The 21,379-nt window shown below is 73.0% G+C and carries 15 protein-coding genes and 1 riboswitch; of the genes, 10 read left to right on the top strand and 5 right to left on the bottom strand.

What is annotated here, in order from left to right; genetic code table 11:
* Positions 1-4: 4 nt before the first annotated feature.
* Positions 5-179: riboswitch (cyclic di-AMP (ydaO/yuaA leader) on the bottom strand.
* Positions 180-492: 313 nt separating this feature from the next.
* Positions 493-2,991, top strand: a complete 2,499-nt coding sequence (gene pcrA / locus KVT45_RS43385; RefSeq protein WP_217555040.1) for a DNA helicase PcrA — start codon at positions 493-495, stop codon at positions 2,989-2,991.
* A gap of 31 nt (positions 2,992-3,022) precedes the next feature.
* Here the strand turns inward: pcrA and KVT45_RS43380 are convergent, their stop codons facing one another.
* Positions 3,023-4,474: a M23 family metallopeptidase gene (locus tag KVT45_RS43380; RefSeq protein ID WP_217555039.1), complete on the bottom strand. Its 1,452-nt coding sequence runs from the start codon at positions 4,472-4,474 to the stop codon at positions 3,023-3,025.
* 230 nt (positions 4,475-4,704) lie between these two features.
* Positions 4,705-5,568, bottom strand: coding sequence for a triacylglycerol lipase (locus KVT45_RS43375; protein WP_217555038.1), 864 nt, complete (start codon positions 5,566-5,568; stop codon positions 4,705-4,707).
* Positions 5,569-5,893: 325 nt separating this feature from the next.
* On the opposite strand from KVT45_RS43375, the gene KVT45_RS43370 reads away from it, so the two are divergent.
* Positions 5,894-6,310: a cobalamin B12-binding domain-containing protein gene (locus tag KVT45_RS43370; protein WP_217555037.1), complete on the top strand. Its 417-nt coding sequence runs from the start codon at positions 5,894-5,896 to the stop codon at positions 6,308-6,310.
* Between the two features lie 115 nt (positions 6,311-6,425).
* On the opposite strand, the gene KVT45_RS43365 is transcribed toward KVT45_RS43370, so the two are convergent.
* The gene (locus KVT45_RS43365) at positions 6,426-8,018 is read right to left on the bottom strand and encodes a DUF5691 domain-containing protein (protein ID WP_217555035.1); all 1,593 of its coding nucleotides are present in this window, start codon (positions 8,016-8,018) and stop codon (positions 6,426-6,428) included.
* A 97-nt stretch (positions 8,019-8,115) separates the two neighbouring features.
* Positions 8,116-9,471 carry an SWIM zinc finger family protein gene (locus KVT45_RS43360; RefSeq protein WP_217555033.1) on the bottom strand — a complete coding sequence of 452 codons (1,356 nt, stop codon included), beginning with the start codon at positions 9,469-9,471 and terminating at the stop codon, positions 8,116-8,118.
* Between the two features lie 132 nt (positions 9,472-9,603).
* Between KVT45_RS43360 and KVT45_RS43355 the strand changes: the two genes are divergently transcribed.
* The 7 genes from KVT45_RS43355 (at position 9,604) to sucD (ending at position 18,793) form a co-directional block, all read left to right on the top strand.
* Positions 9,604-10,797, top strand: coding sequence for an AAA family ATPase (locus KVT45_RS43355; protein WP_217555031.1), 1,194 nt, complete (start codon positions 9,604-9,606; stop codon positions 10,795-10,797).
* Positions 10,794-13,313 carry a DUF5682 family protein gene (locus KVT45_RS43350; RefSeq protein ID WP_217555029.1) on the top strand — a complete coding sequence of 840 codons (2,520 nt, stop codon included), beginning with the start codon at positions 10,794-10,796 and terminating at the stop codon, positions 13,311-13,313. The genes KVT45_RS43355 and KVT45_RS43350 overlap by 4 nt, the downstream gene beginning before the upstream one ends.
* Positions 13,310-14,524, top strand: coding sequence for a VWA domain-containing protein (locus KVT45_RS43345; RefSeq protein WP_254648206.1), 1,215 nt, complete (start codon positions 13,310-13,312; stop codon positions 14,522-14,524). Before KVT45_RS43350 ends, KVT45_RS43345 begins: the two co-directional genes overlap by 4 nt.
* A gap of 237 nt (positions 14,525-14,761) precedes the next feature.
* Positions 14,762-15,571 (top strand): hypothetical protein, encoded by an 810-nt coding sequence (locus tag KVT45_RS43340; protein ID WP_217555028.1) that lies wholly within the window; start codon positions 14,762-14,764, stop codon positions 15,569-15,571.
* 211 nt (positions 15,572-15,782) lie between these two features.
* Positions 15,783-16,286 carry a hypothetical protein gene (locus tag KVT45_RS43335; protein WP_217555027.1) on the top strand — a complete coding sequence of 168 codons (504 nt, stop codon included), beginning with the start codon at positions 15,783-15,785 and terminating at the stop codon, positions 16,284-16,286.
* A gap of 413 nt (positions 16,287-16,699) precedes the next feature.
* Positions 16,700-17,881: an ADP-forming succinate--CoA ligase subunit beta gene (gene sucC, locus KVT45_RS43330; protein ID WP_089099338.1), complete on the top strand. Its 1,182-nt coding sequence runs from the start codon at positions 16,700-16,702 to the stop codon at positions 17,879-17,881.
* A gap of 27 nt (positions 17,882-17,908) precedes the next feature.
* Positions 17,909-18,793 (top strand): succinate--CoA ligase subunit alpha, encoded by an 885-nt coding sequence (gene sucD / locus KVT45_RS43325; RefSeq protein ID WP_217555026.1) that lies wholly within the window; start codon positions 17,909-17,911, stop codon positions 18,791-18,793.
* A 172-nt stretch (positions 18,794-18,965) separates the two neighbouring features.
* Here the strand turns inward: sucD and KVT45_RS43320 are convergent, their stop codons facing one another.
* Entirely contained in the window at positions 18,966-19,811 is an 846-nt protein-coding gene (locus KVT45_RS43320; RefSeq protein WP_217555025.1) for an RNA polymerase sigma factor, read from the bottom strand.
* A gap of 219 nt (positions 19,812-20,030) precedes the next feature.
* Here KVT45_RS43320 and KVT45_RS43315 point away from each other — a divergent pair.
* Positions 20,031-21,379 (top strand): DUF6350 family protein (locus KVT45_RS43315; protein WP_308311040.1); only part of this gene is annotated, 1,349 nt, incomplete at its 3' end.

Below are 21,379 nucleotides of genomic sequence, written 5' to 3'. Positions count from 1 at the left end.
AGGCGACTCCTTCCAGTGTTCCGCCTACCGAGTTAGCTGTCGGGTTCGGGCGGGTGGTTCGGAAGGGTTGCCCTACGGTCCGCTCCCCGGAGGGGAGGCGGGACCGATTCACCCCGGGATCGGTGTGGGTCCCCGGCTCCGGATGCGCGGCGGCGCCCCGGACTCGGCGGAGGCCGTGCGGCCCGGCGATGTTCGCCGGTGGAGGTCGTACGGCCTGTCCGGCACGCTAACCAACTCGTGTGGCCTCTGTGAAGTTTGATGCGCGATATGCCCGATACATTTTCGTGACCTTGTTGTTAGGGCTCGTTCAGGTGGGCTCATATGGGGTGGAATGGGCGACTTGTCCGGAAGGGTGCCGGTGGTTTGCGGTGGGCACTCGCGGGTCCGTGGTGTGTTTCGGCCTGCCGTGACGGAGCGGATCTGTTCGGTTACCCGGGCGAGTTTTCGGGGCGGCGGCCGGTTGTCGGTGGGGCGCCCTAGACTCGGAGAGCGATGAGCAGCCTCTTTGACGACAGCTTCCTGGCGAGCCTCCAGGCCCCCCGCGGCCATGACGAGGAACCTCCGCCGCCGCCCGAGGACGAGCACACTCCGGAGTCGATTCCGGACGATCTGTTCGGCGGGAAGTTCGACGTGCCCCCGGACCGGGACGCCTACTACCGCGACGGCGCCGCCCGCCCGGCCCTGGACCCGGCCGCGCTCCTGGACGGGCTGAACGAGAACCAGCGGGCGGCCGTCGTGCACGCCGGCTCCCCGCTGCTCATCGTGGCCGGTGCCGGTTCCGGCAAGACCCGGGTCCTCACCCACCGCATCGCCCACCTGCTCGGCGCGCGCCAGGTGCACCCGGGCCAGGTCCTCGCGATCACCTTCACCAACAAGGCCGCGGGCGAGATGAAGGAGCGGGTCGAGCACCTCGTCGGCCCGCGCGCGAACGCGATGTGGGTGATGACCTTCCACAGCGCGTGCGTGCGGATCCTCCGGCGGGAGAGCAAGAAGCTCGGCTTCACCTCCTCCTTCTCGATCTACGACGCGGCCGACTCCAAGCGCCTGATGGCCCTGGTCTGCCGCGACCTGGACCTCGACCCGAAGCGGTACCCGCCGAAGTCCTTCAGCGCCAAGATCAGCAACCTGAAGAACGAGCTGATCGACGAGGAGGACTTCGCCGCCCAGGCCACCGACGGCTTCGAGAAGACCCTCGCCCAGGCCTACGCCATGTACCAGTCGCGGCTGCGCGAGGCGAACGCCCTCGACTTCGACGACCTGATCATGACGACGGTCAACCTGCTGCGCGCCTTCCCCGACGTCGCCGAGCACTACCGCCGCCGCTTCCGGCACGTCCTGGTCGACGAGTACCAGGACACCAACCACGCCCAGTACGCCCTGGTGCGCGAGCTGGTCGGCACCGGCGCGCGCGCCGGCGAGACCGACACCCCGTCCGGCGAGCACGACCTGCCCCCCGCCGAGCTCTGTGTCGTCGGTGACGCCGACCAGTCGATCTACGCCTTCCGGGGCGCGACGATCCGCAACATCCTCCAGTTCGAGGAGGACTACCCGAACGCGACGACGATCCTCCTGGAGCAGAACTACCGCTCCACACAGACGATCCTCTCCGCCGCCAACGCGGTCATCGAGCGCAACGAGTCCCGCCGCCCGAAGAACCTGTGGACCAACGCGGGCGCGGGCGCGCAGATCACCGGCTACGTCGCCGACACCGAGCACGACGAGGCGCAGTTCGTCGCCGAGGAGATAGACCGTCTGACGGACGCGGGCGAGGCGAAGGCGGGCGATGTCGCCGTCTTCTACCGCACCAACGCCCAGTCCCGTGTCTTCGAGGAGATCTTCATCCGCGTCGGCCTGCCCTACAAGGTGGTCGGCGGCGTCCGCTTCTACGAGCGCAAGGAGGTCCGGGACGTCCTGGCCTACCTGCGGGTGCTGGCCAACCCGGAGGACTCCGTCCCCCTCCGGCGCATCCTGAACGTCCCCAAGCGCGGTATCGGCGACCGCGCGGAGGCGATGATCGACGCCCTCGCCCAGCGCGAGAAGATCAGCTTCCCGCAGGCGCTCAAGCGCGTCGACGAGGCGTACGGCATGGCCGCGCGGTCGACGAACGCGGTCAAGCGGTTCAACACGCTGATGGAGGACCTCCGTACGGTCGTGGAGTCCGGCGCCGGACCGGCCACGGTCCTGGAGGCGATCTACGAACGCACCGGGTACCTGGCCGAGTTGCAGAGCTCGACGGACCCGCAGGACGAGACCCGCATCGAGAACCTCCAGGAACTCGCCTCCGTGGCGCTGGAGTTCGAGCAGGAGTCCGGCGAGGGCGAGGGCGAGCAGCCGGCCGGGCTCGCCGCCTTCCTGGAGCGGGTGGCCCTGGTCGCCGACTCCGACCAGATCCCCGACGAGGACGAGAACGGCGACGGCGTCATCACCCTGATGACCCTGCACACCGCCAAGGGCCTCGAATTCCCGGTGGTGTTCCTGACCGGCATGGAGGACGGCGTCTTCCCGCACATGCGCGCCCTCGGCCAGACCAAGGAGCTGGAGGAGGAGCGGCGGCTCGCGTACGTCGGCATCACCCGTGCGCGGGAGCGGCTGTACCTCACCCGTTCGTCGATGCGCAGCGCCTGGGGCCAGCCGTCGTACAACCCGCCCTCGCGCTTCCTGGAGGAGATCCCGGGCGCGTATCTGGAGTGGAAGCGGACCGGGGCGATGGCGCCGGTCTCCGCCGGGCCCGCGGCGGGCGTGGCGGCCTCGCTCTCCTCCAGCCGCTCGCGTTCCTCGGCCTCGGGTGCGTCCGGCTTCGCCACCCGGCGGACCTCGGAGAAGCCGGCGGTCTCGCTGGCCGTCGGCGACCGCGTCACCCATGACCAGTTCGGCCTCGGCACGGTCGTCGCGGTGAAGGGCACGGGTGGAAACGCGGAGGCGACGATCGACTTCGGCGACGCCAAGCCGAAGCGGCTGCTGCTGCGGTACGCGCCGGTGGAGAAGCTGTAGTTCCGGGCCCCGCTGCGGCGGGGCCCGCCGATCAGGTCGGGTCGAGCCCGTGGCTGCGCAGCCACGGCAGCGGGTCTATGGCGGCGCCTCCGGCCGGCCGCACCTCGAAGTGCAGGTGCGGACCGGTCGAGTTGCCGGAGTTCCCGGAGTACGCGATCGGATCGCCGGCCTTCACGGTCGTACCGGCGGCGACGCGGTACGACGAGAGGTGGCAATACCACGTCTCCGTGCCGTCCTTCGCCGTCACGATCATCATGTTGCCGTAGGCGCTGTTCCACTTCGTGGAGACGACGCCGTCGGTCGCGGCCATCACCGTCGTGCCGTAGGAGACGGGGAAGTCGATGCCCGTGTGGACGGACATCCAGTTCACGCCGGCCTGGCCGAAGTAGGCGCTGAGCCCTCTCTGCGTGACCGGCAGCACGTACTTCGGGCGCAGCCGCTCCTTGCGGGCCGCCTCGGCCGCGGCCTTCTTCTTCTCGGACTCCTGCTGGGCCTTGAGGTCGATGCGCTCCTGCGTCCGGCTGGCCCGGTCGGCGAAGTCGTCGGCACCCGCCGAGAGCGTCCGCAGCTGGGCGTCCAGCTTGCTGTTGGCGGCGGACGGTTTCACCGACTGCGTGTCGGAGGCGGAGGCCGTGGTGTCCTTGCCGTCGTCGGTCAGGCTGCCGACGGAGGCGGCCGCGATCCCGGCGACCCCCATCACGCACACCGAGGGCACGGCGACGGTCAGCAGCGCGGACCGCTTGGGAGGCGTACGGCGGCGGGAACGCGCCCCCGCGCGGGTCGTCGCCGACGGCGTGACCGGGACGACCGGGGTGACCTCTTCCTGGTCGTCCAGCAGTGGCGTTACTTCAGGCAGTTCGCCGGTCGCGGTCAGCTCCCCGTCGCCCGGGAAGTTCTCCGTGGACTCCCCGAACTCCCCGAACTCCTCGTAGGGGAGCTGCTCGAACATCTGGGTCGCCGACTCGTCGGAGGAACTGGCGGTCTGTACCGGGGTGCCGTCGGAGTTCCACTGCGTGGCGTCGTACACGCCGGTGTCGAAGGCCTGGGTGCCCCACTCCCACTGCTGGGTCGCACCGGCCATGGCCGACTGGTCGGGCTGGAGCCAGGCGCTCGCGTCCCAGTGGCCGCCGGTGTCGGCGACCGTCTCCTGCGCCGGTGCCGGGACGGTCCACGCGGTGCTGTCGTAGGCGCCGGAGTCGTAGGCGGCGTGGTGCTGGGCCGCGTACGGGTCGTAGTTCAGCGTCTGGCCGCCGGCCGTCTGCCACTGCGTGGCGTCGTACGCGCCGGTGGCCTGGCTCTCGCCCGGGAGGCTGCCGAAGAGCGGGTCGCTGTGGAACGAGGCGCCGGTGGCGGTGTGGTCGCCGTACGTGGTGAAGTCGCCGTACTGGGCTTCCTGGGTGCCGTACGGCGCGTAGTGCGCCGGATCGGCGTCGGAAGCCGGGGCCGGGGTGGTCATGGTCCCCGACGGGTGACGGTCGTTCACCAACTTCTCTTTCGCCTCGACAACAGGGGCTGCCAGAGCAGTGCGGCGACTGTACCCGGCGGTATACGGGCGCGACAATCTTCAACAGGTTTCGCTGTTTCGGGAAACGGGCATTCGCCCGTGTTTCGGGGGACGACGGGCGCGGGTTTGGCCTTGTGTTCGAGGAGTGTTCGAGCGCGGGTGGGGCCAAACGGGCTCTGCCGGACGGTCCTCGCCCGCCCGGTTCGCCCTCAGGCCACCGTCAGACCGCCCGCGATCCGCTCCTCCGCATACGTCTCGTCGAGGGCCTGCCGTATACCGGACGCGATCGCCGGGTGGACGGGCAGGGCGAGGTGGCCGATCCCGGTCACCCGCACGTTCGTCGCCATGAGGTCCGGGTGGTCGATACGGGCCGTCTCCACCGGCTCCATCACCGAGTCGAGGTCGCTCCAGAAGCTCACGAACCGGGTACGGCAACCGGGTGCGGGCCTGGTCAGCTCCTCGATCACCTCCGAACCGGGGCGCATCTGCCGCACGATCGGGTGCGCGTCCGCGAGCGGCACCACCCGGGTGCCGGAGTGCGGGGTGCCGAGCGTCACCAGGGTGCGGACGCGCAGGTCGCCGCCGAGGCGCTGGACGTAGTAGCGCGCGATCAGCCCGCCGAGGCTGTGCCCGACGATGTCGACCCGGCCGCTGCCGGTGCGCTCGCAGATCTCTTCTATGTGCCGGCCGAGCAGTTCGGCGGCGGTGCGGATGTCGCAGGTCAGCGGCGAGTAGTTGAGTGACTCGACGCGCTGGCCGCCGTGCTGGGCGAGGGTGCGGCGCAGCAGGACGAAGACCGAGCGGTTGTCGATGAAGCCGTGCAGCAGCACGACCGGCGGGGCCGGCCGCACCGGCAGCCGGACCGTGCCGTCAGGCTCCGCGGACGGTGCCGGCGGTGCGGGCGGGCGGCGCTCCGGGGTGAGGCCCGTCGGGTAGAGCAGGAGATGCCCGGCCAGGATCGCGGCCTCCAGGGCGGTCGACTTCAGGAGGGCCAGCGACAGGCCGGCGAGACTGCTGGGCAGGAGGCGGCGGCAGAACGGGAGAAAAGGGTCCAGTACCTCGGTGACCTTCATCGGCCGACCTCCTGTCGGCACGCCGAGGACGGCTCCGTCCCCCGTGTGCCCTCATGGGGAGGCCGGGCGGAGGTGGCGGGGGTGGCCGGGTACGACGACATGCCGCGTCGCGTGCCCGTACCGTCCCCGCGGACCACGCTGCGGCTCCCTGACGTGTCCCGCTGTGTGTGATTTCCCCCTCTGTAACCTCCGCGAAACTGCCGGTTGCGGGATGCTGGAGATAACGTTCGTTCACTTGGGACGGGTGGCGGAACGCGCCGAATGTGCGGTACTTCTCGGTACGCATGGATGGTGGCGTGTTCGTTTCATGGTGATGGAGGCAGTGATGGGTGTGGCAGCCGGCCCGATCCGTGTGGTGGTGGCCAAACCGGGGCTCGACGGCCACGACCGCGGAGCCAAGGTCATCGCGCGGGCGCTGCGCGACGCGGGCATGGAGGTCATCTACACCGGGCTCCACCAGACGCCGGAGCAGATCGTCGACACGGCCATCCAGGAGGACGCCGACGCCATCGGCCTCTCCATCCTCTCCGGCGCCCACAACACCCTGTTCGCCGCGGTCATCGACCTCCTCAAGCAGCGCGATGCCGAGGACATCCTCGTCTTCGGCGGCGGCATCATCCCCGAGGACGACATCGCCCCCCTCAAGGAGAAGGGCGTCGCCGCGATCTTCACGCCGGGGGCGACGACGGCGTCGATCGTGGAGTGGGTGCGGGAGAACGTCCGGCAGCCGACAGAGGCGTAGGCCGCGTTCGCGGGGGGCCGACTTTGGGGGGTGCGGGTCGGGTGTGGGCTGCGGCGCCGTCGTGGCTGGTCGCGCAGTTCCCCGCGCCCCTTTCGGGGCGCCCCTCGGGCGCCCCTTACGGGGCGGGTGGGTTGAGCTCCGCGAGCATGGCTGCTCGTAGTCTCAGTGTCGTCACCAGGCGCTGGAAGGCCTCCGCCCAGTAGCCGCCGGCTCCCGGGGACGCGTCCTCCCGTTCGTCCGGTACCGCGAGGAGTGCGTCCAGGCGGCCGGCTTCCGCGGGATCCAGGCAGCGCTCGGCCAGGCCCATCACCCCGCTGAAGCTCCACGGGTAACTCCCCGCGTCCCGCGCGATGTTGAGGGCGTCCACCACGGACCGGCCGAGCGGCGCGGACCACGGTACGGCGCACACGCCGAGCAGTTGGAACGCCTCCGACAGGCCGTGCGCCGCGATGAAGCCGGCCACCCAGCCGGCCCGCTCCGGTCCCTCCAGTGTGCCCAGCAGCTTGGCCCGCTCGGCGAGGGACACCGCGCCCGGACCGCCCGCCTCCGGTGCCGCCGGAACCCCGAGCAGCGCTCGCGCCCACTCGGCGTCCCGCTGCCGTACGGCGGCCCGGCACCAGGCCGCGTGCAGCTCGCCCTGCCAGCCGTCCGCCACCGGCAGCGCCACGATCTCCCCGGGCGTACGGCCGCCGAGCCGCGCCGGCCAGGTGGAGAGCGGGGTCGCCTCCACCAACTGCCCCAGCCACCACGACCGTTCGCCGCGCCCGGCCGGCGGTTTGGCCACCACCCCGTCGCGTTCCATCCCCGGGTCGCACTCCGGCGGTGCCTCCACCGCGATCGCCGGGCCGTCCCCGGTGTGGTCGACCGCCACGCACGATCCGGCCCGCACCGCCATCCGCCCGGCGAGTGCGGAGCCGGGCAGCGCGGACAGCAGCTCCGCCGCCGTCGTCCGCACGTTGCGGCTCCGGTCCGACAGCGCCTGCTCCAGGAACGGCTCGTCCCCGGCGGCCAGTCCCGTGCGCAGCGAGTCCAGGAACATCAGCCGGTCCTCGGCCCGCTCCGTCGCCCAGGTCCCGGCCAGCAGCTCGCGTGCCGCCTCGGGCGCCCGGGCCCGTAGCGCGGCCAGCAGCGCGACCCGCTCGGCGAACAGCCCCTCCTGCCACAGCTGCCGTATCGCGTCGGCGTCCTCGGGGCCGGGCAGGGCCGCGCCGCCGCCCGGGGCCGCGCGCAGGGCGAACCGCCAGTCCTGGTTGAGCCGGGCCAGCCACAGGGCGCGCGGTCCGGCGAAGGCCAGCGCGGCGGGCCGCAGGTCGGTACGGCCCCGGGCCGCGTCCAGCAGTGCGGGCAGCGTCTGCGGGGGCGCGGCGAACCCGCGTGTGTTGGCCGCCGCGAGCCACTGCGGCAGCAGCTCCATCAGGTCGGGCGAGGTGCCCCGGCGGCTGCCGGCCGCGATGCCGGGACGGTCGGAGAGCAGCATCGCCAGCCGGCGGGCCGCGGCGGCCGGCAGCGCGGGACGCGGGTCCTCGGCGGCCGGTTCGGGGCGGGGCGCGGCCGGTGCCGGACGCAGCCCGGCCCGTCGTCGTACGGTCGCCACGGCCGCCTCGTCCAGCAGGGTCACCGGAGCCTCCCGGCCCGGCCCGCCGGTCGCCGGCGGACGCCGGTCCGTGCCCAGCAGAGCGGTGGTGACGAGATCCTCCCAAGTGGTCACGGGGTTCCCCTTCCGTTTCCCTGAGTTCCGCGAGTTCCGCGAGTCGGTTCGGGTGCGGTGCGGTGGTGCCGGGTATCCGGTTCGGGTGCCGGCCGGGTCAGCACAGCGGTACCGCCTCGCCCGCCGTCTCCGGCCAGGCCGTCAGCGGGGTGAAGCCGCGGTGGCCGCACTCGCCGAAGACCGTGACCGGGGCGCCGCCCGAGAGCGCGACCAGCCGCCACAGCCCCGGCCCCGAACGGGCGGCGGGAGCGAGCGGCAGCGCGGACTCGCCCTCGGCGTCCGCCAGTTGCCAGGAGTCGCCGTCCCGGACCGGCACGACCCGGGCCAGCGTCACCGGCACCGACTCCAGCCACGGGTCCTCGCGCAGCGCCTCCCCGTACCGGGCCACCGCCTGCGCCGTCGGCACGCCCGGCGGCCGTGTCGACAGGGGTGCGGGTGCGGCGAACCGCTCACCCAGCGCCGCCCGGTGCTGCCCCGCGCCCGGATAGGCGGACAGCTCCGCCTCCAGGGCGAGGCCGACCGGCAGCGCCAGCTCGGGGGCGCGGCCGGCCGCGCCGTAGGAGAGGAGCAGTGCCGTACGGCCCGAGTCGGCGCCGTGCAGCCAGATCCGGCGGGTCGTCAGCTTCGCGTCCGCCGTGTCGTACTGGGCGAGGACCAGCCAGCGGTCGCGCACCGGCGGGCCGTCCGCCGGGGCGGGCAGGCCGACACGGGAGCGGACCGTGGCCGCGAGGCCCGCCGGGAGCCGGTCCCGGCGCAGCCAGGCCTGGTCGAGGAGGTGCAGCAGCGCGCACTCCTCGAGGAGCCGCACCGGCCAGCCCGGACCGGAGCCCGGTATCGCCCCCAACTCCCGCACCCGTGCGGCCAGTCCGGGGGCCTGGGCGTCGACCATGCGGGCCGCCGTCTCCTCCCACAGTCCGTACCCCGCCTGTTCGGCCGCGGCCAGGCCGCCGCGCAGCAGGTCGGACAGGCGCTGCTCCAGCTCCGTGGCACCCGCCGTGACCCGCTCGGCCCGCTTCTCCGCCCGCCGCCGGGCCGCCTCCGGGTCAGCGGCGGCCGGGGAACTCCCGCCGTCCGCCGGCCGTTTGTCCTCCGCGCGCTTGCGCCGGCCCGCGATCCACTGCTCGGCCCAGTCCGGCGGCTGCCGCACCGCCGGCACCGAGTCGTCCTCGCCCGCCCAGAGCAGGAGCAGTCCGAGGGCGTGCTTGCAGGGGAACTTCCGGCTCGGGCAACTGCATTTGTAGGCGGGACCCGCCGGGTCGGCGATGTCCACGATCGTCTGGTACGGCTTGCTGCCGCTGCCCTTGCACAGTCCCCATACCGTCCCCTCCTCACAACTCCCGGCCCCGGACCACGGCCCGGCCGCTCCGAGTTTGCTTCCCGCTTTGCGTGACGCGGCGTCAGGCGCCAAGGCCAGCACCTGGTCCGCACTCCAGCGCACCCCCTGCTGAGTCATGCCATCGAAGGTAGATCCCGCCACTGACAATCGCCCCGACGGGCATGTTCGTGCAGGTCAGAGCGATTGTCAGTGGCGTGGTGCACGGTGGACACCAGATCCGAACCGGCCGAGCTGGAGGGGGCCTCAGCCATGACTGTGTCCGTGGAACCGACCGACCCGACCAACGCGTACACGAGTACGACCGCGACCGCGACCGCGACCGTGACTGTGACCGGGAGCGCGGGCGCCGCCGCTGCCGCGGACGCGGAGGCTCTGCGGCCGCACGCCGAGCACGCCTTCGCGGCCGAACTGGCGGCGCTGGCCGCGCAGGACGACCGGCCCCGCCCGGCCCGCTGGAAGATGTCGCCGTGGGCGGTCGCCACCTATCTGCTCGGCGGCACGCTGCCGGACGGCACGGTGATCACACCGAAGTACGTCGGCCCGCGCCGCATCGTCGAGGTCGCCGTCACCACCCTCGCCACCGACCGCGCCCTGCTCCTGCTCGGCGTGCCCGGCACCGCCAAGACCTGGGTCTCCGAGCACCTGGCGGCCGCCGTCAGCGGCGACTCGACCCTGCTGGTGCAGGGCACGGCCGGCACCCCCGAGGAGGCCATCCGCTACGGCTGGAACTACGCGCAGCTGCTGGCCCACGGCCCGAGCCGGGACGCCCTCGTACCGAGCCCGGTCATGCGGGCCATGGCGGAGGGGATGACGGCGAGAGTCGAGGAGCTGACCCGGATCCCCGCCGACGTGCAGGACACGCTGATCACGATCCTGTCCGAGAAGACCCTGCCCATTCCCGAGCTCGGCCAGGAGGTGCAGGCGGTCCGCGGCTTCAACCTGATCGCCACCGCCAACGACCGCGACCGGGGTGTCAACGACCTCTCCAGCGCCCTGCGCCGCCGCTTCAACACCGTGGTGCTGCCGCTGCCGGAGAGCCCGGACGCCGAGGTCGACATCGTCGCCCGCCGCGTCGACCAGCTCGGCCGCTCCCTGGACCTGCCGGCCGTGCCCGAGGGCATCGAGGAGATCCGCCGGGTCGTCACCGTCTTCCGCGAGCTGCGCGACGGCGTCACCGCCGACGGCCGCACCAAGCTCAAGTCGCCGAGCGGCACGCTCTCCACGGCCGAGGCGATCTCCGTCGTCACGGGCGGCCTCGCCCTGGCGGCCCACTTCGGGGACGGCGTGCTGCGGGCCGGCGACGTCGCGGCCGGCATCCTCGGGGCCGTCGTCCGCGACCCGGCCGCCGACCGGGTCATCTGGCAGGAGTACCTGGAGACGGTCGTCCGCGAGCGGGACGGCTGGAAGGACTTCTACCGCGCCTGCCGCGAGGTGAGCGCATGAGCGACGACACGGCGTGGCGGCGGTCGCCCGGCCCCGGGCCGCTGCTGCTCGGGGTACGGCACCACGGGCCCGGCTCCGCGCGGGCGGTGCGGGCCGCGCTGGACGTCGCCCGGCCGCCGGCCGTGCTGATCGAGGGGCCGCCCGAGGCCGACGCGCTCATCCCGCTGGCCGCCGACCCGGAGATGCGGCCACCGGTCGCGCTCCTCGCGCACGCCGTGGACGAGCCCGGCCGCTCCGCGTTCTGGCCGCTGGCGGACTTCAGCCCCGAGTGGGTGGCGGTCCGCTGGGCCTTGGAGCACGAGGTCCCGGCCCGCTTCATCGACCTGCCGGCCACGCACACGCTGGCCTGGGGGAGGGAAGAAGGGGAAGCGGTCGCGATCCCCGACACAGAGCCCGACGAGCCCGGTGCCGGGCAGCGGAAGCCCGATGCGGCCGATGAGCCCGACGCCGGGCGGCAGCAGCCCGATGCGGCCGACGAGTCCGCCACCGACCGGCAGTTGCGCGTCGACCCTCTCGCCGCCCTCGCCGAGGCCGCCGGTTACGACGATCCCGAGCGCTGGTGGGAGGACGTCGTCGAGCACCGGGGCGGGGCCGGGGAGCGGGACGTGTTCGCGCCGTTCGCCGCGGTGGAGGAGGCGATGGAGGCGCTGCGGGAGACATACGGGGCCGGCGGCCGCGACCGGGATCCCGTGCGGGAGGCCCATATGCGGTTGCGACTGCGCGCAGCGCAGCGGGAGTTCGGGGAGCGGGTCGCGGTGGTGTGCGGGGCGTGGCACGTGCCGGCGCTGCGCGCGAAGAGCACCGTCGCCGCCGACCGGGAGCTGCTGAAGGGGCTGCCCAAGGTCAAGGCGGACATGACCTGGGTGCCGTGGACGAACCGCCGGCTGGCCCGGGCGAGCGGATACGGCGCCGGTGTCGACTCGCCGGGCTGGTACGGACATCTGTTCCGCGCCCCGGACCGGCCGGTGGAGCGGTGGCTCACCAAGGTGGCCGGACTGCTGCGCGAGGAGGACCGGATCGTCTCCTCGGCCCATGTCATCGAAGCGGTACGGCTGGCCGAGACGCTGGCCGTGATGCGCGGCCGCCCGCTGCCCGGCCTCGGCGAGACCACCGACGCGGTGCGGGCGGTGCTGTGCGAGGGCTCGGACGTCCCGCTGGCGCTGGTGCACGACCGGCTGGTGGTCGGGGACGTGCTGGGGGAGGTGCCGGAGGCGGCGCCCGCGGTGCCGCTGCAGCGGGACCTGGTCCGGGAGCAGCGCCGGCTCAGGCTCAAACCGGAGGCGCTGGAGCGGGAGCTGGAGCTCGACCTGCGCAAGGACACCGACGCCGGGCGCAGCCGGCTGCTGCACCGGCTGCGGCTGCTCGGCGTGGGCTGGGGCGAGCCGGTGCGGTCGCGGGGGAGCACGGGCACGTTCCGGGAGACGTGGCGGCTGTGCTGGGAGCCGGAGCTGTCGGTGCGGGTGGCCGAGGCCGGGGTGTGGGGGACGACCGTCGAGGGCGCGGCGACGGCCAGGGCCGAGGCCGACGCGGTGCACGCGAGTGCCCTCGCCGATGTCACCGGGCTCGCCGAGCACTGCCTGCTCGCCGGGTTGCCGGACGCGCTGCCGGTGGTGATGCGGGCGCTCGCCGACCGGGCCGCGCTGGACACGGACGTCGGCCATCTCGCCCAGGCCCTGCCGGCCCTGGTCCGCTCCCTGCGCTACGGCGACGTCCGGGGCACCGACACCCGCGCGCTCGCCGAGGTCGCCGCGGGCCTCGCCGAGCGGGTCTTCGTCGGGCTCCCACCGGCCTGCGCCGCCCTCGACGCGGACGCGGCGGAGGAGATGCGGGGCCATGTGGACGCGGTGCACACGGCGGTGGGGTTGCTCGGCGAGACGGAGACGGACACGGAGACCGAGACCGCGGCGGCATCGGAGGACGGCACCGGTGTCCTGTCCCCTTCCGGCCATCGTGACCTGCGGCGCCGCTGGCGGGCCGTGCTGCGCACGCTGTCCGGGCGGGAGACCGTGCCCGGGGTGCTGCGCGGGCGGGCCGTGCGGATTCTGCTGGACGAGGGGGAGCTGGGTCCGGAGGAGGCGGCGCGGTTGATGGGGCTGGTGCTCTCGCCGGGGACCCCGCCGGCGGACGCGGCCGCCTGGATCGAGGGGTTCGTGGGCGGCAGCGGCGGGGGCGGGATGCTGCTGGTGCACGACGAGCGGCTGCTCGGCCTGGTCGACGCCTGGCTGACCGGGGTGCCGGCGGAGGCGTTCACGGACGTGCTGCCGCTGCTGCGGCGGACGTTCTCGGTGTACGAGCCGGGGGTGCGCCGGACGATCGGCGAACTGGTGCGCCGTGGCCCGGGGGAGCGGCTCCAGGGGGCGGGGCAGACCGGCGGGGCGCCGGGCTTCGGCGCCGAGGCGGACACCGGGCGCGCCGACGCCGTACTGCCGGTGCTGCGCCTGCTGCTCGGCCTCGATGTACTCGAAGCAGAAGAAGCAGAGGAACCGGACAACGACCTTGTGGGGGCGGGGAGATGACCACGGACGTGACCGACGCCGACACCGACGCCGACACCGGCGCCGGCGCCGGCGCCGAAACCGGCGGTCCCGCGCGGGAGCGGCTGCGGCGGTGGCGGCTGGTGCTCGGGGGCGAGGCCGCCGACGGCACCGGGTGCGCGCTGTCGGGGCGGGACGCGGCGATGGACGGGACGCTGGCCGCGCTGTACGGGAAAGGGGACAGACCGCAGTCGGGACGGGAGCGTTCGGCGGGGCTCGGCGCGTCGGCGCCGTCGGTGGCGCGCTGGCTCGGGGACATCCGGACCTACTTCCCGTCCTCCGTCGTCCAGGTCATGCAGCGTGACGCCATCGACCGGCTGGGGCTGGCCTCGCTGCTGCTCGAACCGGAGATGCTGGAGGCGGTGGAGGCGGACGTGCACCTGGTCGGCACCCTGCTCTCGCTCAACAAGGCGATGCCGGAGACGACGAAGGAGACGGCACGGGCGGTCGTGCGCAAGGTCGTCGAGGACCTGGAGAAGCGGCTGGCCACCCGCACCCGGGCCACCCTCACCGGCGCCCTCGACCGCAGCGCCCGCATCAACCGGCCACGCCACCACGACATCGACTGGAACCGCACCATCGCGGCCAACCTCAAGCACTACCTGCCGGAGTACCGGACGATCGTGCCGGAGCGGCTGATCGGGTACGGGCGGGCGTCGCAGTCGGTGAAGAAGGAGGTGGTGCTCTGTATCGACCAGTCCGGGTCGATGGCCGCGTCGGTGGTGTACGCCTCGGTGTTCGGGGCGGTGCTGGCGTCCATGCGGTCGATCGACACCCGGCTCGTCGTCTTCGACACCGCGGTGGTCGACCTCACCGACCAGCTGGACGACCCGGTGGACGTCCTGTTCGGCACCCAGCTCGGCGGCGGTACGGACATCAACCGGGCGCTGGCGTACTGCCAGTCGCAGATCACCCGGCCGGCGGAGACCGTCGTCGTCCTCATCAGCGACCTCTACGAGGGCGGGATACGGAACGAGATGCTGAAGCGGGTCGCGGCGATGAAGGCGTCGGGGGTGCAGTTCGTGGCGCTGCTGGCGCTGTCGGACGAGGGGGCGCCGGCCTACGACCGGGAGCACGCGGCCGCGCTCGCGGCGCTGGGGGCACCGGCGTTCGCCTGCACGCCCGATCTCTTCCCCGAGGTGATGGCGGCGGCGATCGAGAAGCGGCCGATTCCGGTGCCGGACACCGTGTGATGCCGCGTCCCGGGGGTGACTTGTCGACTCGGCGATGTCCGGCACCGGTCGTCAAAACGGACATGACCATCCATCGGTAACGGGGGGCTTGCGCAACCTCCGGAGTCCCGTGCAAGGATCGAAGTCTCCACGGCTCTTTCACCGGCCTTCACGCCGTTGGGCCCCCTCTGCTCTGTTCCGCCGCACGGGAGGATCCTCCCCGTCTTGACTTCGCCAGCAGTTGTGCCCGGTGCCGTCGTGCGCGTGTTGCGCACGGCGCCGGGACGGCGTGCGCTGCAACTGGCGCTGCTGGTCGGTGGACTCCTCGCACTCGGCTTCCTCTGCGGGCAGCAGGCGCAGGCGGCCGAGGGGGTGCCTGCGACTCCGTCGTTGGCGTCGTTGGCGTCGGTCGTGCCCCAGAAGGCGCCGCCGCGGGATGCGGTGACGCCCCATCGGGTGCCGGTGGTGCCGGTGGTGGACGGCGTCCACGAGGTCGTCCGGTCCGTGACCGACACGGTGGCCGCCGCCGTGGACTCTCCCGTCACCTCGGCCCTGACCGAGACGCTCACCGAGACGGTGCGGCAGGTGACGGAGCTGCCCGTGGTTCAGGTGCCGGAGCTTCCCGTCGTCTCCGAGCCACCGGTCGAGTCGGCACCGACACCGGCACCGGTGACGCCCGCGCCAGGCCCCGCGCAGCCGCGGACGCCGGTCACGCACGACGCCGGGCACGACAAGCCCCGCACGGAAAAGGAAGCGGCGGCGACCACCGCCGTGTCGTACGGGCCGCGGATCACCGCCGTGGCCTTCGCGCCCGACACGGCGGCACACACCGGCGGCCACCGTGCCGCCCGCGCCGTCGACGCTCCCACCCACCCCGCGCCCACCGGAGACCCGGACGGCGCGCTGGGCAAGTCGGCGGTCGACGGCAGCCCCTCCCGACACGGTGACGCGTATGCCGTGACCTTCACGGACCGGGCGCCGCTCAGGCTCGTGCCCGGTGCCGCCGCGCGTCTGGACGCCGCCGGGACCCCGGACAGGTACCGGGACATCCCCGTCTTCCCCGGCTAGGGCCGGCGACCCCCTTCCCCGCCACAGACCTGTCGCGCGGGGGCGGAACAGGTCTGCCCGCCCGTCCGGACCCCTGGAACCCTCCCTCGGCTCCTCCTCCGAACCTCTCCGGACGGCGATGTCCCCAGCCGCGCTTCCAGCACCCCCGGAAGCCTCCCGGCTCCGCGGCCGCGTCCCGAACGCACCGGAGCCCCGAAGGACTGACGTACGCATGAACAAGAACATCCGCCGCTCCGTCTTCACACCCGCCGCCGGACCGGAGGCCACCACGGGCCAGACCGGCCGTACCGTCGCCGCCAAGATCCGGGCCGCCGAGGCCATCTACGGCGCCCGGGCGGCCCGCGCGGCAAAGGCAAGGGAGAGGGGGAGCGCGGGCGAGAAGGCGGGCGAGAAGGCCCGGAGCCAGGCCCACGCCCAGCCTCACGCCCATGCCCACGTCCAGCCTCAGCCGCAGGCCGAGATCGGAACCGCGCGTGCCGCCCGGGTCGCGCACACCCCCCACCCCGCGGCCGCCGAGGTCACCGTGGCCGTCGTGGACACCGCCTCCCCGGCTGTCCCAGGGGACGGCGTCGACCACCTGTTCGGCCCCCTCCCCTCCTTCGTTCCCGAGGCCGTGCAGGAGGTCGTGCAGGAGGCCGTGCGGGGCGTGGCCGGTGGGGCCGTGAGCCCGGAGTACGTCGGCGGTCAGCAGGACGCCGGGACGTACTCCGTCTGACTCCGGGGGGTGGTCGCCCGGACGGCCGAATGCCGTCGGTCCGGCCGGTCCGTCACCCCCCGGTACGGGCAGGCCGGTCCCCCAGGGGCGGGGACCGGCCGCCCATCCCCGCGAGGGGCCTGAGGCCTCACCGGGCCAACCCCAGCCCGGTGAGGCCTCGCACATCGCACGTAAGACGGCACGCCGTGCCACGAGAACCCGGGATACCCGGCATCATGTGACAGGTATCACCGCTCAGGTGTGACCCTCGATTTAGGGAGCCCCCGTGAGCGGCGATAACCTGCGAGACGGACATGCCGCGCGCTCGGACACCGTGTGCGCCCCCCTTGTGACACACGCGGACGTCACGTTGCCCTTCGCGGCACGCCCACGCATCCAACGAACCGCGAGATCACTGATAGGGACGGAAGCGCGTGGACCTGTTCGAGTACCAGGCGAGGGACCTCTTCGCCAAGCACGATGTACCGGTGCTGGCCGGTGAAGTCATCGACACGCCTGAGGCGGCGCGCGCGATCACCGAGCGTCTGGGCGGCAAGTCCGTCGTCAAGGCGCAGGTGAAGGTCGGTGGCCGCGGCAAGGCCGGTGGCGTCAAGCTGGCCGCCTCCGCGGACGAGGCCGTCGCCCGGGCGACGGACATCCTCGGCATGGACATCAAGGGCCACACGGTCCACAAGGTGATGATCGCCGAGACCGCCCCGGAGATCCTCGAGGAGTACTACGTCTCCTTCCTCCTCGACCGTGCCAACCGCACCTTCCTCTCCATCGCCTCCGTCGAGGGCGGCATGGAGATCGAGGAGGTGGCGGCCACCCGCCCCGACGCCGTCGCCCAGACCCCGATCGACGCGATCGACGGTGTGGACCTGGCCAAGGCCAAGGAGATCGTCGCCGCGGCGAAGTTCCCGGCCGAGGTCGCCGACAAGGTCGCCGACGTGCTGGTCACGCTGTGGGACACCTTCATCAAGGAGGACGCCCTCCTCGTCGAGGTGAACCCGCTGGCGAAGGTCGCCTCCGGTGACGTCATCGCCCTGGACGGCAAGGTGTCGCTGGACGACAACGCCGAGTTCCGCCACGCGGACTGGGCGGAGCTCCACGACAAGGCCGCGGCCAACCCGCTCGAGGCCGCCGCCAAGGAGAAGAACCTCAACTACGTCAAGCTCGACGGCGAGGTCGGCATCATCGGCAACGGCGCCGGTCTCGTCATGAGCACCCTGGACGTCGTGGCGTACGCCGGTGAGAAGCACGGCGGCGTCAAGCCCGCCAACTTCCTCGACATCGGCGGCGGCGCCTCCGCCCAGGTCATGGCCAACGGCCTGGAGATCATCCTCGGCGACCCCGACGTCAAGTCGGTCTTCGTCAACGTCTTCGGTGGCATCACCGCCTGCGACGAGGTCGCCAACGGCATCGTGCAGGCCCTGAAGCTTCTGGAGGACCGCGGCGAGGACGTCTCCAAGCCGCTCGTCGTCCGCCTCGACGGCAACAACGCCGAGCTGGGCCGCAAGATCCTCACCGACGCCAACCACCCGCTGGTGCAGCGCGTCGACACCATGGACGGCGCCGCCGACAAGGCCGCCGAGCTGGCAAACGCCGCCAAGTAAGCACTCAGGACGAGGACACAACACACCATGGCTATCTGGCTCAACAAGGACAGCAAGGTCATCGTCCAGGGCATGACCGGCGCCACGGGCATGAAGCACACCAAGCTCATGCTGGCCGACGGCACCAACGTCGTGGGCGGCGTGAACCCGCGCAAGGCGGGACAGAAGGTCGACTTCGACGGTACCGAGGTACCGGTCTTCGGCACCGTCAGGGAGGCCATCGAGGCCACCGGCGCCAACGTCTCCGTCATCTTCGTGCCGGAGAAGTTCACCAAGGACGCGGTCGTCGAGGCCATCGACGCCGAGATCCCGCTGGCCGTCGTGATCACCGAGGGCATCGCCGTGCACGACTCGGCGTCGTTCTGGGCGTACGCCGGCAAGAAGGGCAACAAGACCCGGATCATCGGCCCGAACTGCCCCGGCATCATCACCGTCGGCCAGTCCAACGTCGGCATCATCCCGGGCGACATCACCAAGCCGGGCCGTATCGGCCTGGTCTCGAAGTCCGGCACGCTGACGTACCAGATGATGTACGAGCTCCGTGACATCGGCTTCTCGACCGCCGTCGGCATCGGTGGCGACCCGATCATCGGCACCACGCACATCGACGCGCTCGCCGCGTTCGAGGCCGACCCCGACACCGACCTGATCGTGATGATCGGTGAGATCGGTGGCGACGCCGAGGAGCGGGCCGCCGACTTCATCGCGAAGAACGTGACCAAGCCGGTCGTCGGCTACGTCGCGGGCTTCACCGCGCCCGAGGGCAAGACCATGGGCCACGCCGGCGCCATCGTCTCCGGTTCGTCCGGTACCGCCCAGGCGAAGAAGGAGGCCCTGGAGGCCGCGGGCGTCAAGGTCGGCAAGACCCCGACCGAGACGGCGAAGCTGGCCCGCGAGATCCTGGCCGGCTGAACAACGCCATAGAGGTACGTCGGTAGGCCCGTTCCCCGGGGTGGGGACGGGCCTACCGGCGTTTCGCTCGCCCGCGCTTGCAGCGCCCCGTAAGGGGCGCGGGGCTGTATCGATTTGCGGCTGCCGCCGCGTGGGCGCGAGCAACCCCCACCGGCCCGCACCCGAACGACGGCTACCTCGCCACCGGCACCAACCTCTCCGGTCCGTTCTCGGCCGACTTCCGCAGCTTCGCCTGCAGTGCCCGCTCCCCGGCGGACAGCGGTCCCAGTCCCACCTCCGCCGGGACCCCGCTGATCGCCTGGGCCGGACCGATCGGTGCCTCGTAGTGCGTCGGCGCCGTCCGCAACGTGAGGGTCGTCGCCGCGATGATCGTCGCCGTGAAGGCGAGCGCGGACCGGGTCCAGAAACGGGTCTGCCGTTCGGCGTAGGTCCGCACGGTGGGCGGCGGCTGGGCCGCCCGCAGCCGCTCCGTGGAGGCCAGTTCGGCGAGCCGGCGGTTCAGCGCGGCGGGGTCGGCGAGTTCCGGCACCCGGTCGGCGACCAGCCGCCGCGCGCGGGTCAGCCGGTTGGCCGCCGCCGGTGTGCTCGCCTCCGTCTCCGCCGCGGTCTCCGGCAGGTCGAGGCCGACGCCGTCGTACAACAGCAGCGTGCGGCGGTATGTCGACGGCAGTTTCAGCAGTGCCTCCAGGAGCGCGCGGTCGGCCGCGTCGGCCGGCGGGGGTTCGGAGTGGCGGTAGCGCAGGCGGAAGCGGTGCCAGGGGGAGAGCGCGCACTCGTGCGCCACCGCCCGCACCCAGCCGGCCGGGTCCCGGTCGCGGGCCACCTGCGGCCAGTTCTGCCAGGCGAGTTGGAAGGCCCGCTCGACCGCCTCCTGCGCCAGCTCCCGGCGGCCGGTGAGCAGGTAGGTCTGCCGTACCAGGGCCGGGGCGCAGAACGCGTAGAGCGCGTCGAAGGCCTGAGCGGGCGTCAGGGCGGGGGACGGTCCGGCCTCGTCGGTACGGGCAGAGCTCTGTGTCATCAGGCGCACCTCCCTATGAAAAAGCACATAAACATATATTGAGCGACACTTCGGCTGTTCGCCGGTTACGACGGGAAAGCGCGTGTCGTTGGGAGCATGGCGGTCGTGATTCGGATGACCGCCCGCCGACCGTCGTTGCCGTCCCGCCGACCGTCGTTGCCGTCCCGCCGACCGTCGTTGCTGTCCCGCCGACCGTCGTTGTCGCCTCTGCTCCGCCGGGTGCGCGACCGTTCCCCAAGACTGGCCGTCGGCCTGGCGGCCGGCGCGCTCGCGGCCGGGCTCGGGCTGGGCGCGTTCGCCGTGCTGGCGATCGCGCTGTGGGTCAGCTCGCCGTACCCCGACAGCGGTCCGGGCGGCGCGCTGCACGTCGCGGCGGCCCTGTGGCTGCTCGCCCACGGCGTCGAACTGGTCCGCACCGACACGCTGTCCGCGGTACCGGCTCCCATCGGGGTGACGCCGTTGCTGCTGCCCGCACTTCCGGCGCTGCTGCTGTACCGGGGCGCGCGGGACGCGGTGGACGCGCCGGACCCACGCGACTACGCCGGCGTACCGCCGCCGGTCCGCGCCCGTACCGCATGGGCCGGGGTCGTCGTCGGCTACCTCGGCGTCGGCGGCTGCGCCGCTCTCTACGCGTCCGGCGGCGAACTGCGGCCCCAGTGGCCATGGGTGGCGGTGTGTCTGCCGCTGCTCGCGACGGCCGCGGCGGGCGCCGGGGTGTGGACGGCGTACGGCCGTCCGCGTGAACCACTGCTGAGTCTGGTGCCGGTGCTGCCCGGGGCGGCACGCCGGCTGCTGCCCGGGCACGACACGCGGGTGCGGTGGGGTACGGCCGTCCGCGCGTCCCTGGCCGGGACGGCCGTGTTCTTCGGGGGCGGGGCGCTGCTGCTCGCGGTGTCACTGGTGGGGCACGGCGACGTGGCGCGGTCGTCGTTCCTGCAGCTGACGGAGGGCTGGTCGGGCCGGTGCGCGGTCCTGTTCCTCTGCGTCTCGCTGATCCCGAACGCGGCGGTGTGGTCGGCGTCGTACGCCGCGGGCCCCGGCTTCGCGCTCGGCACCGGGCATCTCGTGAACCCCCTCGCCTCGGATCCGGCACCGCTGCTCCCGCCCTTCCCGCTCCTGGCGGCGGTGCCGCAGCACGGTCCCGGAACCCCGGCGAACTGGCTGGCCGGGGTGGTGCCGGTGGTGGCCGGGGTGACGGTGGCGTGGTTCGTGGCGGCGAGGGCGGCCAGGCGGCGCTGGTCGGCCGGGCGCACGGCCGGGGTGGTGGCACGGGCGGCGCTGCTGTGCGCGCTGCTGCTCGCGGCGCTCGCCGAACTGGCCGGCGGCCCGCTGGGTGTCGGCGCGCTCACCCGCTTCGGCCCGGTCTGGTGGCAGACGGGCATGGCGACCGGCGGCTGGCTGCTCGCGGTGGGCGTACCGGGAGCCCTGGGGCTGCGGACGTGGCGGAGGGAGGGCGCGGCCGCGCTCGCCGCATGGCTGGGGTTCACGAGGAGAGAGCCGGGAGAGGAGCACACCGCGGAGAGGAGGAGGAAGCAGCAGAAGCAGGGGAAGCAGGGGAAGCAGAGGAA

Source organism: Streptomyces sp. GbtcB6 (genome assembly GCF_019091475.1).
GTDB lineage: Bacteria > Actinomycetota > Actinomycetes > Streptomycetales > Streptomycetaceae > Streptomyces > Streptomyces hyaluromycini.
This window is presented reverse-complemented; position numbering and strand designations above follow the sequence as displayed.